The sequence below is a fragment of the Streptomyces sp. NPDC002156 genome (genome assembly GCF_053593675.1).
The window spans coordinates 15,354-30,568 of sequence record NZ_JBSFDA010000042.1 but is presented as its reverse complement, the minus strand read 5'-3'; the positions used below and the strand labels follow the sequence as shown (position 1 = coordinate 30,568).

12 protein-coding genes and 1 tRNA gene are annotated in these 15,215 nt (G+C 70.9%); 8 read left to right on the top strand and 5 right to left on the bottom strand.

The genetic code is table 11. The features are described 5' to 3' along the window. Window positions 1-70 precede the first annotated feature (70 nt). Complete coding sequence (locus ACWCRB_RS19270) at window positions 71-502, bottom strand: hypothetical protein (RefSeq protein WP_450997189.1); 432 nt, start codon at window positions 500-502, stop codon at window positions 71-73. Window positions 503-1,467: 965 nt separating this feature from the next. Further along, a tRNA-Arg gene (locus ACWCRB_RS19265) sits at window positions 1,468-1,540 on the bottom strand. A gap of 322 nt (window positions 1,541-1,862) precedes the next feature. Here ACWCRB_RS19265 and ACWCRB_RS19260 point away from each other — a divergent pair. From ACWCRB_RS19260 to ACWCRB_RS19230, 7 genes are all read left to right on the top strand, one after another. Continuing rightward, window positions 1,863-3,482 carry a dynamin family protein gene (locus ACWCRB_RS19260; protein ID WP_450997188.1) on the top strand — a complete coding sequence of 540 codons (1,620 nt, stop codon included), beginning with the start codon at window positions 1,863-1,865 and terminating at the stop codon, window positions 3,480-3,482. A gap of 5 nt (window positions 3,483-3,487) precedes the next feature. Then, a complete protein-coding gene (locus ACWCRB_RS19255; RefSeq protein WP_450997187.1) occupies window positions 3,488-5,512 on the top strand; it encodes a GTPase in 2,025 nt (674 codons plus the stop codon). A 306-nt stretch (window positions 5,513-5,818) separates the two neighbouring features. Continuing rightward, window positions 5,819-6,283, top strand: coding sequence for a single-stranded DNA-binding protein (locus ACWCRB_RS19250; RefSeq protein WP_450997186.1), 465 nt, complete (start codon window positions 5,819-5,821; stop codon window positions 6,281-6,283). Between the two features lie 214 nt (window positions 6,284-6,497). Next, the gene (locus ACWCRB_RS19245; protein WP_450997185.1) at window positions 6,498-7,922 is read left to right on the top strand and encodes a Cys-Gln thioester bond-forming surface protein; all 1,425 of its coding nucleotides are present in this window, start codon (window positions 6,498-6,500) and stop codon (window positions 7,920-7,922) included. 191 nt (window positions 7,923-8,113) lie between these two features. Beyond that, window positions 8,114-9,778 carry an energy-dependent translational throttle protein EttA gene (gene ettA / locus ACWCRB_RS19240; protein ID WP_450997184.1) on the top strand — a complete coding sequence of 555 codons (1,665 nt, stop codon included), beginning with the start codon at window positions 8,114-8,116 and terminating at the stop codon, window positions 9,776-9,778. 2 nt (window positions 9,779-9,780) lie between these two features. Then, a complete protein-coding gene (locus ACWCRB_RS19235; RefSeq protein WP_450997183.1) occupies window positions 9,781-10,209 on the top strand; it encodes an acyl-CoA thioesterase in 429 nt (142 codons plus the stop codon). Then, a complete protein-coding gene (locus ACWCRB_RS19230; RefSeq protein WP_450997182.1) occupies window positions 10,206-10,886 on the top strand; it encodes a hypothetical protein in 681 nt (226 codons plus the stop codon). Before ACWCRB_RS19235 ends, ACWCRB_RS19230 begins: the two co-directional genes overlap by 4 nt. 24 nt (window positions 10,887-10,910) lie before the next feature. On the opposite strand, the gene ACWCRB_RS19225 is transcribed toward ACWCRB_RS19230, so the two are convergent. After that, entirely contained in the window at window positions 10,911-11,315 is a 405-nt protein-coding gene (locus tag ACWCRB_RS19225) for a globin (RefSeq protein ID WP_235479066.1), read from the bottom strand. Window positions 11,316-11,463: 148 nt separating this feature from the next. Between ACWCRB_RS19225 and ACWCRB_RS19220 the strand changes: the two genes are divergently transcribed. Continuing rightward, window positions 11,464-12,459 carry a methyltransferase domain-containing protein gene (locus ACWCRB_RS19220; RefSeq protein WP_450997181.1) on the top strand — a complete coding sequence of 332 codons (996 nt, stop codon included), beginning with the start codon at window positions 11,464-11,466 and terminating at the stop codon, window positions 12,457-12,459. Between the two features lie 6 nt (window positions 12,460-12,465). Here ACWCRB_RS19220 and ACWCRB_RS19215 read toward each other — a convergent pair whose 3' ends face one another. Both ACWCRB_RS19215 and ACWCRB_RS19210 read right to left on the bottom strand, forming a co-directional pair. Then, window positions 12,466-13,797, bottom strand: a complete 1,332-nt coding sequence (locus ACWCRB_RS19215) for an FHA domain-containing protein (protein ID WP_450997180.1) — start codon at window positions 13,795-13,797, stop codon at window positions 12,466-12,468. A gap of 41 nt (window positions 13,798-13,838) precedes the next feature. Then, the gene (locus ACWCRB_RS19210; RefSeq protein WP_450997179.1) at window positions 13,839-15,185 is read right to left on the bottom strand and encodes a vWA domain-containing protein; all 1,347 of its coding nucleotides are present in this window, start codon (window positions 15,183-15,185) and stop codon (window positions 13,839-13,841) included. Between the last annotated feature and the right edge of the window lie 30 nt (window positions 15,186-15,215).

Sequence of the window (15,215 nt, the reverse complement as noted above, 5' to 3'; positions counted from 1 at the left end):
GTTGCAGGTCAGCAGCACTCTCCATTTATTTGATCAAGACTCGGACCAGCCCACTCGCGAAAGCGCGAGGCTAGAGCTCGTAGTCCTGGGCCAGTTCCTCCCAGCGAATGCTGCCAAGCGACCCATCAGCATCCTCACCCGACGGGACATCCGGGGCGGCCTGGAACCAGGCCACGACGAGAGCGGAGCGGTACAGCACAGGGTCGAGCTCAGGAGCGACCGCTGTCGAGCCGAAGGTACCGATGCAAGCCACGGAAGGCAGCACCTCAACAGGGCCGAAGGCGCCGACGGTCTGATCTGGGTACTCACGGGAGGGCTGAACGAGATGGAACGGCGTGGAGGGAAACGCGCGTTCGGCCTGCCACTGGAGACCGCTGACCGTCATGTCGTTGACGCGCTTGCACGGGTAACCCTCCAGCATCCCCCCGTAGGTCGACGACATCCGCAGCTCAATGAGCTCGATCGAACGACCAGACGAGAGGACTATGCGGCTCAGTGACATCCCGACACCCTATGCGCGTGATCCACTTCCGGCGCACGTCCTAGGCGGGGACAAACAGCCCACCTTGCCTGACTGTCGTCCGCAGCTGGCATTCCAAGTAGTCGTAGGCACCTGAGCTGGGGTTTCGGAGTGAAATGCGGCCCGTCTGAACCCCAGCCGACGAAAGGCCAGCCACGACGGAGGGCGCGTCGATCGACCATGCGCGCGTGTGCCTCGCTGTACCCCCACCGGCCTCAGCCACGATGTCGACGGCGTCCTCCAGGGGTACCCGCCCATTCGTGGAACCGTATGCGGCGTGTTCGATGTCGTGTCATCCCGTGGACACAGCCAAGTCGAGACCCGACTCATGCCTCCCCTGGGCGGCCTCCGCCCTGTTCGGAGCTGCTGTCGGCTGCGGCGCCTGGTCTCTGACCGTTTGGGCGCGCGCGTACTGTGACGCGGGCTACGACTCCGGCGGACGCTTTGAACTCAACTTCCTGCTTCCTCTCGTAGTGGGAGCTGAAGCACTTGTCGGGCTTGTGGCGTGGGCCGTCGGCCGACGCCTGGTGCGCCGCCCGCGGAGGGTGGTTCGTGTCTCGCTGTCGACGCTGCTGGTGGTTGCTGCGACGGTGGGACTGGCATGGTGGTTCTTCGCGAGCAGAGGGACGCTGGACGGTTATCCAGGCGACTCCGGCCTCTGCCCTGCGAGCAACGTCCCTCCGCAGTGGCCTGGCTGGATTCCTGCCTGATCGGCCACAACTGGACTCCGGTGGCCTTGGCCTCCCCGAACTGCCCGACGCCGGCTGAGCTTTCTCGCCGAAAACTTCGACACGTATTCGACACAGCCACCCGCAAAAACCCGGTGACAGCCGGACAGCCCCGGAACCTGCCCCTTGATCATCGGGGGAGTGTCCGAGGCTGTGGCGTACGAGTGAAACCTGTTCTGACCAGCAAAAAGGCCCTCCCCGAAGGAGAGCTGAGACTTGCGCCCCCGGCAGGACTCGAACCTGCGGCCAAGCGCTTAGAAGGCGCCTGCTCTATCCACTGAGCTACGGGGGCCGGGTGTGTGGCCTCGGTCGCGGTGGGCCCAGGTGCGGGCTGGTCCTTGACGTTGCCGGGGACAAGGATAGGGCTCCCGGGTCCTTGTCCTGGTTGCTTCGCCTCCGTGGCTCAATGTGGAGGTTCAGTGAAGCGGTCCTGATAATCGCAGGCAGGTACGAATCGTGCACCGCTTTTGGCGTCTCGCGCATCGGGTGTTGTGCACTCGTTATGCCTGGACTATGCCTACGTCCCAGTCATCCCTTCCGTCCCTTGTGTTCCGTCGGCGCGCAGACATGCCCATATGCTTCAGAATTCCCCTAAAATTGGGCATTCTTCGCATGTGGTGACCTTGGACGTACGGCCTCAGCTGCTCGACGCACTCTCCGCCCTTCGCGACCGTGTCGCCGCCGCACGCTTCCCGCTGCCCCTGGCGGGGGCTCCACGCGCGCGTGCCAACCGCGACGAACTGCTCGCGCAACTCGACGACTACTTGGTGCCCCGACTGAGGGAACCTGAAGCGCCCTTGCTCGCCGTTGTCGGCGGGTCCACCGGGGCCGGGAAGTCGACCCTCGTCAACTCCCTTGTGGGACGCCGGGTCAGCGAGGCCGGCGTCCTGCGGCCCACGACCCGGACACCGGTCCTGGTCTGCCATCCCGAGGACCACCACTGGTTCAGCGGGATGCGCGTACTGCCCGACCTCACGCGCGTATGGGTGCCCCAACAGGAGCCCGGCCGCGACCCCGACGACGATCTGCTGCTCCCCGGCGAGGACGGGGCACGGGTACTGCGCGTCGAGACCGCCGATAGCATGCCGCGCGGACTCGCCCTCCTCGACGCCCCCGACATCGACTCCCTCGTCGCCGACAACCGTGTCCTCGCCGCCGAACTGATCTGCGCCGCCGACATCTGGATCATGGTCACCACGGCCGCCCGGTACGCCGACGCCGTCCCCTGGCACCTCCTGCGCACCGCCAAGGACTACCAGGCCACCCTCGTCACCGTCCTCGACCGGGTACCCCACCAGGTGGTGTCCGAGGTGTCCCGGCAGTACGGCGCCCTCCTCACCAAGTCCGGCCTCGGCGACGTCCCCCGCTTCACCGTGCCCGAACTGCCCGAATCCGCCTGGGGTGGTGGGCTGCTTCCGGCCACCGCGGTGGCACCGCTGAAGGCCTGGCTCACCCAGCAGGCCCAGGACCCGGCCAGCCGCCAACAGGCCATGGCCCGTACGGCGTACGGCGTCCTGGACTCCCTCAAGTCCCGCATGCCCGAACTGGCCGGCGCCGCCGCCGCGCAGTACTCGGCCGCCCTCCGGCTCACCGCGGCCGTCGACGGGGCCTACGACAGCGAGCACGCACGCGTACGGGGGCGGTTGCAGGCCGGTGCCGTGCTCGCCGGTGACGCGCTCAAGCGGTGGCGCGCCTTCCCGCTCGACTGCACCGCGGGCGAACTCCTCGACGCCCTCGTGGAGAGCCTCTGCGCCCTCCTGCTCTGCTCCGTCACCGCCGCCGACGAACGCGTCGACGACGCCTGGCGCCGCGAACCCGCCGCGGGCGCCCCGGAACTGACGGCCCCCGACCCGTCCCAGGAGAGCGTCGAACACCGCATCGGGATGGCCGTACGACGGTGGCGGCGCGAGCTGGAGGAGTACGCCGAGGAGGAGCTGCGCGACCTCGACCGCGGTGTCGCCCCGGACGTCGAGGCGGTCGCCGCGCTCGTCGCCACCGCGCTGCTGGGCGGCCGACGGGCCCGGTCCGCCGGTGAGGGCCTCGCCGAACGGATCGGCGCCCACGGCGCCCTGCGGCTGCGCGACCGCGGCGGACGGCTCCTCGCCGACCATCTGGACCGGGTCATGCACACCGAACGCGAGCGCCGCCTCGCCCCGCTCGACGCCCTCGACGTCCATCCGGAGCCCCAGGCCGAACTCATCGCCGCGCTGTCCGTACTGCAGAAGGAGAGGTGACCGCGGTGACCGCCGTCACTGACCAGGACCACCACGACGCCTCGGCTGAAAACGTGCCTCCAGAGGAGGGCCCTTCCGACGGCGACAACGCCGAGGAGCAAGGGAGGACAGAGGAAATGAGGGAGGAAGAGAAGGGGGGGACCAAGAAGGAGACCAAGGAGGAGGGAGGGAAGGAGGAGAAGGACGGTGACGGCGGGGCGCCCGAAAGCGAGGCCCCTGAGGAGGTCCCTTCCGCCGACGGCGACGACCACGCGCGCGTGGCCGCCGATTCCGGCTCGGTCACCCCTACCGCACCCAAGGAACCCCGCGCCGAACCCGGGCCCTCCGGCGCCTGGGACGACGGCCTGATCGCACGCCGCGTGACCGAGACCGACGGCCCCCCGCGCGAGCCTGTCGTCGAGCCCCGGATCACCGCCACCCCCCAGCCCGTGATGCCCCTGGCGTACGACGGACAGCTGCGCTCCCGGCTCGACGCGCTCCGCGAACTCGTGGGGCTGTCCCGTACCCGCCTCGACAGCAGAACCCTCGCCGAGGCCGGCCGGGTCCTCGACGAGGCGGCGGCCCGGCGCAGGCTCTCCGGACAGCACACCGTCGTCGCCATCGCGGGCGCCACCGGCAGCGGCAAGTCCCAGCTGTTCAACTCCCTCGCCGGAGTACCCATCTCGGAGACCGGGGTACGCCGGCCCACCACCGCCGCGCCCATCGCGTGCAGCTGGAGCGACGGCGCCGCGACCCTCCTCGACCGCCTCGGCATCCCGGGACGGCTGCGCCGGCGCCCCCTGCAGAGCGCGGAGGCGGAGGCGCAGCTGCGCGGCCTGGTCCTCGTCGACCTGCCCGACCACGACTCGGCGGCCGTCCAGCACCGCGAACAGGTGGACCGCGTCCTGGCGCTCGTCGACGCGGTGATCTGGGTCGTCGACCCGGAGAAGTACGCGGACGCCGTGCTCCACGAGCGCTATCTGCGGCCCATGGCCGGCCACGCGGAGGTCATGTTCGTCGTCCTCAACCAGGTGGACCGCCTCCCCGGGGAAGCCGCCCACCAGGTCCTCGACGACCTGCGGCGTCTGCTCGACGACGACGGCATCGCCCTGGGGGAGTACGGCGAACCGGGCGCCACCGTGCTCGCGCTGTCCGCGCTCACCGGGGACGGTATCGGCGAACTGCGCGAGGCGCTCGGACAGTTCGTGGGCGAACGCGGGGCCGCGGCCCGCCGGATCTCGGCCGACCTCGACGCCGCCGCCTGGGAACTGCGGCCCGTGTACGCCACCGGACGGCGCGCCGGGCTGAGCGAACGGGCCCGGGACGAGTTCTCCGACCGGCTCGCCGACGCCGTGGGCGCCACCGCCGCGGGACAGGCCGCCGAACGCGCCTGGCTGCGCAACGCCAACCGCGCCTGCGGCACCCCGTGGCTGCGGCTGTGGCGCTGGTACCAGGACCGCCGCGAACCCTCCACCGGCCGCTTCGCCGTACGCACGCAGCCGGACGAGGAGGCCACGGCCCGCCAGCGGGTCGAGCAGGCGGTGCGTACGGTCGCGGAGCGGGCGTCGACCGGACTGCCCGCGCCATGGGCGCTGGCGGTGCGCGAGGCGGCCGTACGCGGCTCCCAGGGCCTGCCCGAGGCGCTGGACGAACTGGCGGCCCGGGCGGGGACGCCCTCGGGACGACCGCCCCGGCCGGGCTGGTGGCCGGTGGCCGTACTGGCGCAGGCGTCCATGACGCTCCTTCAGATCGTCGGCGGGCTGTGGCTGGTGGCCCAGATCGTCGGCGTCATGGCACCGAACCTGGGCGTGCCGGTGCTGCTGATGTCGGTGGGCATCGTCGGCGGCCCGGGCGTGGAGTGGAGCTGCAAACTGGCGGCTCGCGGCCCTGCCCGCCGGTACGGCCTGGAGGCGGAACGCCGGTTGCGGGAGGCGGCGGCCGGCTGCGGCCGGGCCCGGGTACTGGATCCGGTGGCGGCCGAACTGCTGCGGTACCGCGAGGTGCGGGAGCAGTACGTGCGGGTGACGGGGGCTCGGTCGGCGGTGGGGTGAGAGTGGGTGGCCCCTTGGAAAACGGCAGGTCAAAGGAGGTGAACCCCGGAGGAGTGAGACGAGAGAGGGAAGTGGATCACTCGGTCGGGTGACGGAGTTGTCCACAACCGGCCGGTAGTCCACAGCGCTCAGCGGGCTCGGCCCGGCGGATGCATTCTGGCTTCGCGGCGATCACGACGGACGCGATCGACGCGGGGCGGTGACCGGAGAAACACACGGTCGCCGTGCCGGAAGCAGCCGTACGGGACGGGCCCGTACGGGTATCCGCCCGGCGCGAGTGCGCCGGGACCGGGAGGGGTGGTCCGCATGAACGAGACGATGGTGTGCGTGGTGGGGAACGTGGCGACGCAGCCGGTCTACCGAGACCTGGCGTCGGGGGCGTCGGCGAGGTTCAGGGTCGCGGTGACCGCGCGCTACCTGGACCGCGAGAAGAACGCGTGGACGGACGGACACACCAACTTCTTCACGGTGTGGGCGAATCGGGCGCTCGCGACGAACGTCGGTGCGTCCCTGACGCTGGGCGAACCGGTCATCGTGCAGGGCCGGTTGAAGGTGCGCACGGAGGTGCGCGACGGGCAGAGCTGGACATCGGCGGACATCGACGCGGTGGCGATCGGCCACGACCTCGCGCGGGGCACATCGGCGTTCCGCCGCTCGGCCGGCCAGCTCAAGGGCGAGGCCGGAGCGCCGTCCCGTCCGGAACCCAGCTGGGAGACACCGGTGGCCGACGAGGAGACCCAACAGCGGCGGGAACCGGCGGCGGTGACGTGACCTCAGGTCCGAACTGAGGCTTATCGGTGAACTGACCGGAACGCGGATGATCTTGGCGATAACGATTCCGAGTCGGATCGGTTATCCGATGACCGGACTGGGAAATGCGGTCCGCCCGCGTCCCTAGGATGCCGGGCATAGCTCAGGGGGCTCCTGATGCTGCTGGCGGGACCGCACCCCCCACGTCAACGAGCCCTGTTCGAAAGGGAATCCTGTGTTTTCTTCGTTCTCCGCGCTGTCCGGGCGCGGGCGAGCGGCGGCGGCCCGGCTCGCCGCCGCGACGATGGTGTCCGGTCTCGCCGTCACCGGCGCGCTGGCCGTCGCCGGTACGGCCGTCGCCGACGGGACTCCGCAGCAGCAGGGCGGGGCGACCGCCACCATAGGCGGGCTGAAGACGTACGGCGCGGCCGTCGTCCACGGGGATGACGGCGACGAGCAGATCTCCGCGGGCCTGTTCGAGATGTCCGTCGACAACGGCGGCACGCTCCAGACGTACTGCGTCGACCTGCACAACCCGACACAGAAGGACGCCAAGTACCAGGAGACCTCCTGGAGCGGCACCTCCCTGGGCGGCAACAAGGACGCGGGCCGGATCCGCTGGATCCTGCAGAACTCCTACCCGCAGGTGAACGACCTCGCGGCGCTGGCCGACCGGGCGGGCGCGGCCGGCCTCACCGAGCAGGACGCGGCGGCGGGCACCCAGGTGGCCATCTGGCGCTACTCGGACGGCGCGGACGTGGACGCCGTGGACCCGGCGGCCGAGAAGCTCGCGGACTACCTGGAGAAGAGCGCGGAGAACCTCGCGGAGCCCGAGGCCTCACTCACCCTCGACCCGCCGGCGGTCTCCGGCCACCCCGGGGAGCGGCTCGGACCGGTCACCGTGCACACCGACGCGGACAGCGTCACGGTGATACCGCCCGCCGACGCCGCGACGAGCGGGGTGCGGGTGGTCGACCGGGACGGCAAGCCCGTCACGTCCGCGGTCGACGGCGGCCAGGTCTTCTTCGAGGTGCCCGAGGACGCGCCGGACGGTTCGGCCGCCCTGAGCGTCCAGGCCTCGACCAGCGTCCCGGTCGGCCGCGCCTTCACCTCCGACAGCAGAAGCCAGACCCAGATCCTCGCCGGCTCCAGCGAGTCCACGGTCTCCGCGACGGCGACCGCGAACTGGGCGGCGACGGGTCCGGTCCCCGCGCTGTCCGCACAGAAGAACTGCGCCGAGAACGGCGTGGACATCACGGCCGCCAACAAGGGCGACGAGGCGTTCACCTTCCAGCTCATGGGCTTCGAGCACACCATCGAGGCCGGGGAGTCGCGCACGGTGACGATCCCCTTGCAGGAGGACCAGCCGTACGACTTCACGATCCAGGGACCGAACGGCTTCGAGCAGCGGTTCACGGGCGTCCTCGACTGCGAGACCCAGGGCGCCGCGACCGGCGACTCGGTTCAGACGCTCAGCGAGCCGAGCCCGGCCCTGGCGGGTGACGACACCACCGCCGGGGGCGTCAACCTGGCCGAGACCGGCGGTTCCAGCGCGACGCCGATGATCGCGGGCATAGCGATCGTCCTGCTGGTGATCGGCGGCGGAGTGGTCCTCCTCGTCGGCAAGAAGGAGCCGCACGGAACAGGCGCCCGGGAGTGAGCGCGAGCGACATCGCACCTTGACAACTCAACAGTGTGTGACCGCACGGTGACCCACTGATCCACGCGGCCCCGGCCCGCCGCCCAGGCGCCCGGGGCCGCTGACGTACTCGTTTCCCCGCAAGGGTGGCCGTACGGCAAGATGGGGTGTAACCCACCACTGCCAGATTTCAAGCTGCCGGACGGTTTCTCTTGGCTGAGTTCATTTACACCATGCGCAAGACGCGTAAGGCTCACGGCGACAAGGTCATCCTTGACGACGTGACGCTGAGCTTCCTGCCCGGCGCGAAGATCGGTGTGGTCGGCCCGAACGGTGCCGGTAAGTCCACCGTTCTCAAGATCATGGCGGGCCTGGAGCAGCCGTCGAACGGCGACGCCTTCCTGTCGCCCGGCTACACGGTCGGCATGCTCCTCCAGGAGCCGCCCCTCGACGAGTCCAAGACCGTCCTGGAGAACGTCCAGGACGGCGCCGCCGAGATCATGGGCAAGCTCAGGCGCTTCAACGAGGTCGCCGAACTCATGGCGACCGACTACTCGGACGCGCTGCTGGACGAGATGGGCAAGCTCCAGGAGGACCTGGACCACGCCAACGCGTGGGACCTGGACACCCAGCTGGAGCAGGCCATGGACGCCCTGGGCTGCCCGCCCGGCGACTGGCCCGTCACCAACCTCTCCGGTGGTGAGCGCCGCCGCGTGGCGCTGTGCAAGCTGCTCCTGGAGGCTCCCGACCTGCTGCTCCTCGACGAGCCCACCAACCACCTGGACGCCGAGTCCGTGCAGTGGCTGGAGCAGCACCTCGCCAAGTACCCCGGCACCGTCGTCGCCGTGACCCACGACAGGTACTTCCTGGACAACGTGGCCGGCTGGATCCTGGAGCTCGACCGCGGTCGCGCCATCGGCTACGAGGGCAACTACTCGACGTACCTGGAGAGCAAGGCCTCCCGTCTCAAGGTCGAGGGCCAGAAGGACGCCAAGCGTGCGAAGCGTCTGAAGGAAGAACTCGAGTGGGTGCGGTCCAACGCCAAGGGGCGTCAGGTCAAGTCCAAGGCCCGTCTCGCCCGTTACGAGGAGATGGCCGCCGAGGCGGACAAGATGCGGAAGCTGGACTTCGACGAGATCCAGATCCCGCCGGGCCCGCGTCTTGGCGCGATCGTCGTCGAGGTCACCAACCTCACCAAGGCCTTCGGCGAGAAGGTCCTCATCGACGACCTGTCGTTCACGCTGCCGCGCAACGGCATCGTCGGCGTCATCGGCCCGAACGGTGCCGGCAAGACGACCCTGTTCAAGATGATCCAGGGCTTCGAGACCCCGGACTCCGGTTCGATCAAGGTCGGCGAGACCGTCAAGATCTCGTACGTCGACCAGAGCCGCGAGAACATCGACCCGAAGAAGTCGCTGTGGGCCGTCGTCTCGGACGAGCTGGACTACATCAACGTCGGTCAGGTCGAGATGCCGTCCCGCGCCTACGTCTCCGCGTTCGGGTTCAAGGGCCCGGACCAGCAGAAGCCGGCCGGTGTCCTCTCCGGTGGTGAGCGCAACCGCCTCAACCTCGCGCTCACCCTCAAGCAGGGCGGCAACCTGCTGCTCCTCGACGAGCCGACGAACGACCTCGACGTCGAGACCCTGTCCTCGCTGGAGAACGCGCTGCTCGAGTTCCCGGGTGCCGCGGTGGTCGTCTCCCACGACCGGTGGTTCCTGGACCGGGTGGCGACGCACATCCTCGCCTACGAGGGCGAGTCCAAGTGGTTCTGGTTCGAGGGCAACTTCGAGTCCTACGAGAAGAACAAGATCGAGCGGCTCGGCGCCGACGCCGCCCGCCCGCACCGCGCCACCTACAAGAAGCTGACCCGGGGCTGATCTTGCGGCACATCTACCGCTGCCCGCTGCGCTGGGCGGACATGGACGCGTACGGCCACGTCAACAACGTGGTCTTCCTCCGCTACCTGGAGGAAGCCCGTATCGACTTCCTGTTCCGCCCGGACAAGGACTTCCAGCAGGGGTCGGTGGTGGCACGCCACGAGATCGACTACAAACGGCAGTTGGTCCACCGGCACACGCCCGTGGACATCGAGCTGTGGGTCACGGACATAAAGGCGGCGTCCTTCACACTCACCTGTGAGGTCAAGGACCCGGACCAGGTGTACGTCCGGGCCTCGACGGTCGTCGTGCCGTTCGACTTCGCGACCCAGCGCCCGCGCCGCATCACCTCCGAGGAGCGGGAGTTCCTGGAGGAGTACATGCACGCGGACGACGAGGATGACGAAGAGGGCGGGGCCGTCGCCGCATGACGGTTCTGCACCTCGCCGACGAGGGAGAGGCGGCCGACCTCGCCGCCTTCCTCGGCCGGCTGCTGCACTACGACCGTGGGGCGGCGGTGCGCCTCCAGGCGCACGGCACCGCGCTCGCCGTGTTCGGACGGCCCCCGTCCTTCGAGGTCCTCGCGATCCGGGCGGCCCGCCTCGCCAAGCCGTACGAGAACGGCCTGGACGCCGCCCTCGACGTCACGGTGTCGGCCGGTGAACTCCTGGAGTCGGTCGACGAGTCCGCCGCCACCCTCACCGTCCCAGCCGCGGTGACCGGCCCGCCGTGGGCCGGCGTACTGCCCCCGCGCGGCGGCTGGCGACCGGAGCCGGGCCTGCCCGCACCGGACGCGCTGCGGGCGATGGTCGCCGCGGCGGTCGCCGAATTCCGGTCCCGTACGGGGGAGTTGGCGCCGGAGCTGCGTACCCGCCCCGAACTCGACCGGATCGGGCGGGAGATCTGGACCAGGACGGTCGGCGACACCCACCTGCCGGTACGGGCCGTCCACGCGGCGCAGTCCCTGGGCTTCCTGCGGCCGGAGTCCTCCGGTGACACACGGCTCGCGCTCGTCTCCTCCGGGGCCTGGCTGCGGCTGCGCACCCCGTACGGATCGATCGCCGTACGCAGGGCCGGGCTCGGGTCGCTGGACGTCAGCGTCCGCTGACGCCCCGGCCGGGCGGAGGCCCGCTCAGCCCTCCGTGTTCACCATCGAGGCCGCCGCGTACGTCAGGTAGTTCCACAGCGTCCGCTCGTGCTCCTCGGAGAGGCCGAGTTCCTCGACGGCGACCCGCATGTGCTTCAGCCACGCGTCGTGCGCGGCCCGGTCGACGGCGAAGGGGGCGTGGCGCATCCGCAGCCGGGGGTGGCCGCGGTTCTCGCTGTACGTCGTGGGGCCGCCCCAGTACTGGATCAGGAACAGCGTGAACCGCTCCTCGGCCGGGCCCAGGTCCTCCTCCGGATACATGGGCCGCAGCAGCGGGTCCTCGGCGACACCCTCGTAGAACCGGTGCACAAGGCGCCGGAAGGTCTCCTCGCCGCCGACCTGCTCGTAGAAGGTCTGCTCCTGAAGCGTGCCGCGCGGAATCTCGTTCACCCCACCATGGTCTCAGACGGGGAGACCGAGGACTCAAGGCTTAGGACCACCCGCAAACCGACCCCTGCCGGGCCGTACTGAGCGTCCGCTTCCGTTTCGGCCGGTATCGGCGCTCGCGTCCCGGCCCGGGGCGCAGGACAGTGGATGTATGAGCGCGCACGCTCTCCACGAGGGCAGGGACAAGGACCTCGACGACCTCGCCGCCACGGCGCGGGCCGAACTCGTGCGGCTGATCGAGGCGAGCGGGGCCTGGGACCGCGACCCGGTCTGGCGTGAGGCGTTCGAGACGGTGCCCAGGCATCTGTTCGTGCCGTACTACTACGCCGGCTCCGTGACCGGGCAGCAGCGGCTGTGGGGCGAGAGCCCGGACCGGCGCACACGTGAGCGCTGGGTGCGCGGCGCCTACGCGGACTCGCCGCTCGCGACCCGGATGCGCGACGGCGAGCTGCTCTCCTCCAGCAGCCAGCCCTCCCTCATGGCGGTGATGCTCGCCGAGCTGCGGGTCGAGGACGGGCACCACGTCCTGGAGATCGGCGCCGGCACGGGATACAACGCGGCGCTGCTCGCGCACCGTCTCGGCGACGCGCTCGTCACGACGGTCGATCTGGACCCGGAGATCACCGAGTCGGCCCGGCGGCATCTGGCCGCCGCCGGACACCACCCGGTCGTCGTCACCGGCGACGGCGCCCGTGGAGTGCCCGAGCGGGCCCCCTTCGACCGGATCATCGCGACCTGCACGCTCACCTCGGTCCCGCGGGCCTGGCTCGCCCAGTGCCGCCCGGGCGCCCGCATCCTGACACCGTTCGCCACCGGCCTGGCCGCCCTCACGGTCCATGACGCCGAGCACGCGGAGGGCCGCTTCCTGCACACGTCGGCCTACTTCGTGCCGCTGCGGGGCGGAACCCGGCCGGAGCCCGACTTCCCGCACCTGGGCGCGCTACCGCGCCGGACGCGCGAGCACGAGCTGTTCCGGTTCCTGCTGGCGCTCACCCGGGGCAGCCTGGACCCGCAGGAGGCGTACGCGCTGTGGGAGCGCGAGGGCAGGCCGGTGCGGGAGAGGTACGGGATCACCGTCAGCGGCGACCGGGAGTGGGCCTGGCTCGACGAACCCACAGGTCCGTACGCCTGGCCCCTCCCCGGCTGAGAGCCGCTAACCCCGGCGGATCGTGATCGTCGTCCACGCGCCCACGTGCACCCGGTCGCCGTCCTGCAGCGGTACGGGGACGAAGGGCTGGATGGGCTCCTCGGAGCCGTTGACCGTCGTACCGTTCGTCGAGTTCTGGTCGACGACCGCCCAGCTGCCGTCGGGCTGCTGGACCAGTACGGCGTGCTGGTGCGAGACGCCCGGGTCTTCCGGCGGCACCGCGAGGTCGATGTCCGGGGACTCGCCCGTGGAGTGGCGGCGGCGGCCGATCGTGATCTGGTTGCCGGTGAGCGCACGCTGCTGCTCCGGCGAGTACGCGGGCAGGTTGAGGCCCGCGGCCTCGGGTCCTGAGCGCTGCATCATCGCCATGAAGTACTCGCGGTCCGGGCCGATCGTCGCGCTCCAGGACAGCGGCTGCTGCTGGCCGTAGCCACCGCCGGGTCCGGGCGGGGCCTGGGTCGAACCGGGCTGCGGATAGCCGTAGCCACCACCCTGCTGCTGCGGCGGTCCGCTCGGGCCGCCGGACGGCGGGGAGATCACCCAGTCGTCGTCACCGCCGAAGCCGCCGCCGGGCTGCGGGCCACCGTGCCGGCCCGTCTCCTGCGGGAACGAGGGCGGGGAGGGCGGACCGGACGGCTGGTACGCCTGCGGAGCGCCTCCGGGCCCTCCGGGGCCGCCACCGGGCGGCGGGTACCCCTGCGGCCCTCCGGACGTGGGAGGCGGGTATCCCGGCGATCCACCGAAGCCCTGCGGCCCGCCGGGGGAGGTGCCACCAGGGCCGTTGCCGGGGCCACCGGGCGCGCCGGGTGTGGGACCCGGCGGCGGGGGGACCGGGCGGGACGGGTCGCCGCCGAAGGGCGGGATCGGTTCGGCGGGGCGGTTCATCTGCGACGGACGCGAGCTCTGGTAGTCGTACCCGTCACCGCTGCCGCCGTAGGACGGTCCGGGCGGCGGGGGCTGGTACCGCTGGCCGGGGCCCGCGCCACCGGGGCCGCCGCCGAAGCCCTGGCCGGGGCCCGGCGCCGGCGGGCGCGGGGCGGCCGGGGTGTACGAGGTCGCCGTGTTCGTCAGGAAGTTCCACCGGCACTCCTCGCAGAACGGAGCGCCCCCCTCACGCGGGGTACGGCACTGCGGGCACAGCTCCTGCTCGGCGTCCGGTACGGCGGACAGATGCGAGCGGCTGCCGGGCGCGCCGGTGGCGGAGCCCGGCGGCGGGTAGCCGTAACCGGGCGCCGGGGGTGGCGGCGGGGGCGGGGGCACGGCACCGGCCATGCGGTGACCGCAGACCTCGCACCAGTCGTCGGAACCCGACTGGTGTCCGTTCGGGCAGGTCGGCATGTCGGCGCTTCCCCCTCTCCTCTTCGCTACGTTTTGTGTTGCTACTTCTTTACACGAACAGTCTTTGTGGACCGTGTTTCGAGTGTCATCTCGTCGGCCTCTTCGACCTTCGCCTTCAGTCGCACAGTACCTGCCGCGGCGTCGACCACGTCCACCACCTTCGCAAGGAGTTTCGCAGTATCCGCGTTTCCGGAGGCGCTGGCGAGCTGAACGGCCCGTCCCAGCTTGGCCGTTGCGCCGTCGACATCACCCGCTTTGCGGGCATCCAGACCCTGCTGGATGACTTGTGCCAGTTCGGCCTGACCTGTGTAGTGCGCGACCTGGGGGTTGATCGACGTCGAGGCCACCATGTCGTCGGTCCACACGGCCCGTACGAGGCCCTGTGCGCCGAGGTTCTGGGCGCTGCCGTCGGGCTGCGGGATCACCAGGGAGACCCGGGCGGCCAGCATCTCCTGGCCGACGTTCGCGGAGGGAACCTCGACGCACACGTGGTAGTCGCGGGACTCGTCGCCCCAGGAGCCGGTGGGGTAGTCGCCGGCGCGCGGGCCGGCCTCGGTGCGGCGGTCGGTCAGCTCCTCGACGGTGGGCGCGACCTGCTTGACGAACTTGATCTCCGTGCCGACCGGGGTCCACAGCCGCAGGGCGACGTCCGCGACCTCCTTGCCCATGGCCGTCTCCATCATCTGCGTGAAGTCGGCGGCGAGGCCGGCCGGGTCGGCGACGATGTCGGCGGTGCCGAGGAGCGCGGAGGCGATCCCGGTGACCTCCTTGACCTCCCAGTCGGTGCCCACGCCCCGCGCGTCGCAGGTGAAGCGGCCGGCGCAGGAGTCCAGGGCGGCCTTCAGGTCCTCCGCCGACTCGTGCTCGTTGCGGCCGTCGGTCAGCACGATGCCGTGCCGGATGGCGACGTCCACCGAGGAGAGGAGCCGGTCCGCGAGGCGCAGCCAGGTGCCGATGGCGGTGCCGCCGCCTGCGCTCAGCCGGCGCAGCGCCTGCTTGGCCTGCTCGCGGGTGGTCGCGTCGGCGACCGCGAGCCGCCCACCGCCCGGATAGACCTCCCTGGCGACGTGTGTGCCGTCGATCACCGCGAAGTGCACCCCGTCGCGCACGGCGTCGATCGCGGCGGCCGTCGCCTCCCGGGCGCCCCGCATCTTGGTCGGTGGGTAGTCCATGGAGCCCGAGCAGTCGACCATGATCGCCACGGCCGCGTCCGGGCCCTGGCCGGGCGAGTACAGGTGAGGCGCCGCGACGGCGGTGCCGACCGTGCCGCCGCCGGTGGCGGAGACCGTCACGATCGCGCTGACCTCACGGCCGCCCTCGGGCAGGTACTCGTTCTGGTAGACGTCCACCGAGAACTGCGGCACGTTCGACTTCGAGAAATTGGCCATGCGTGCTTCGCTCCCCCTCGAAAACCCCCA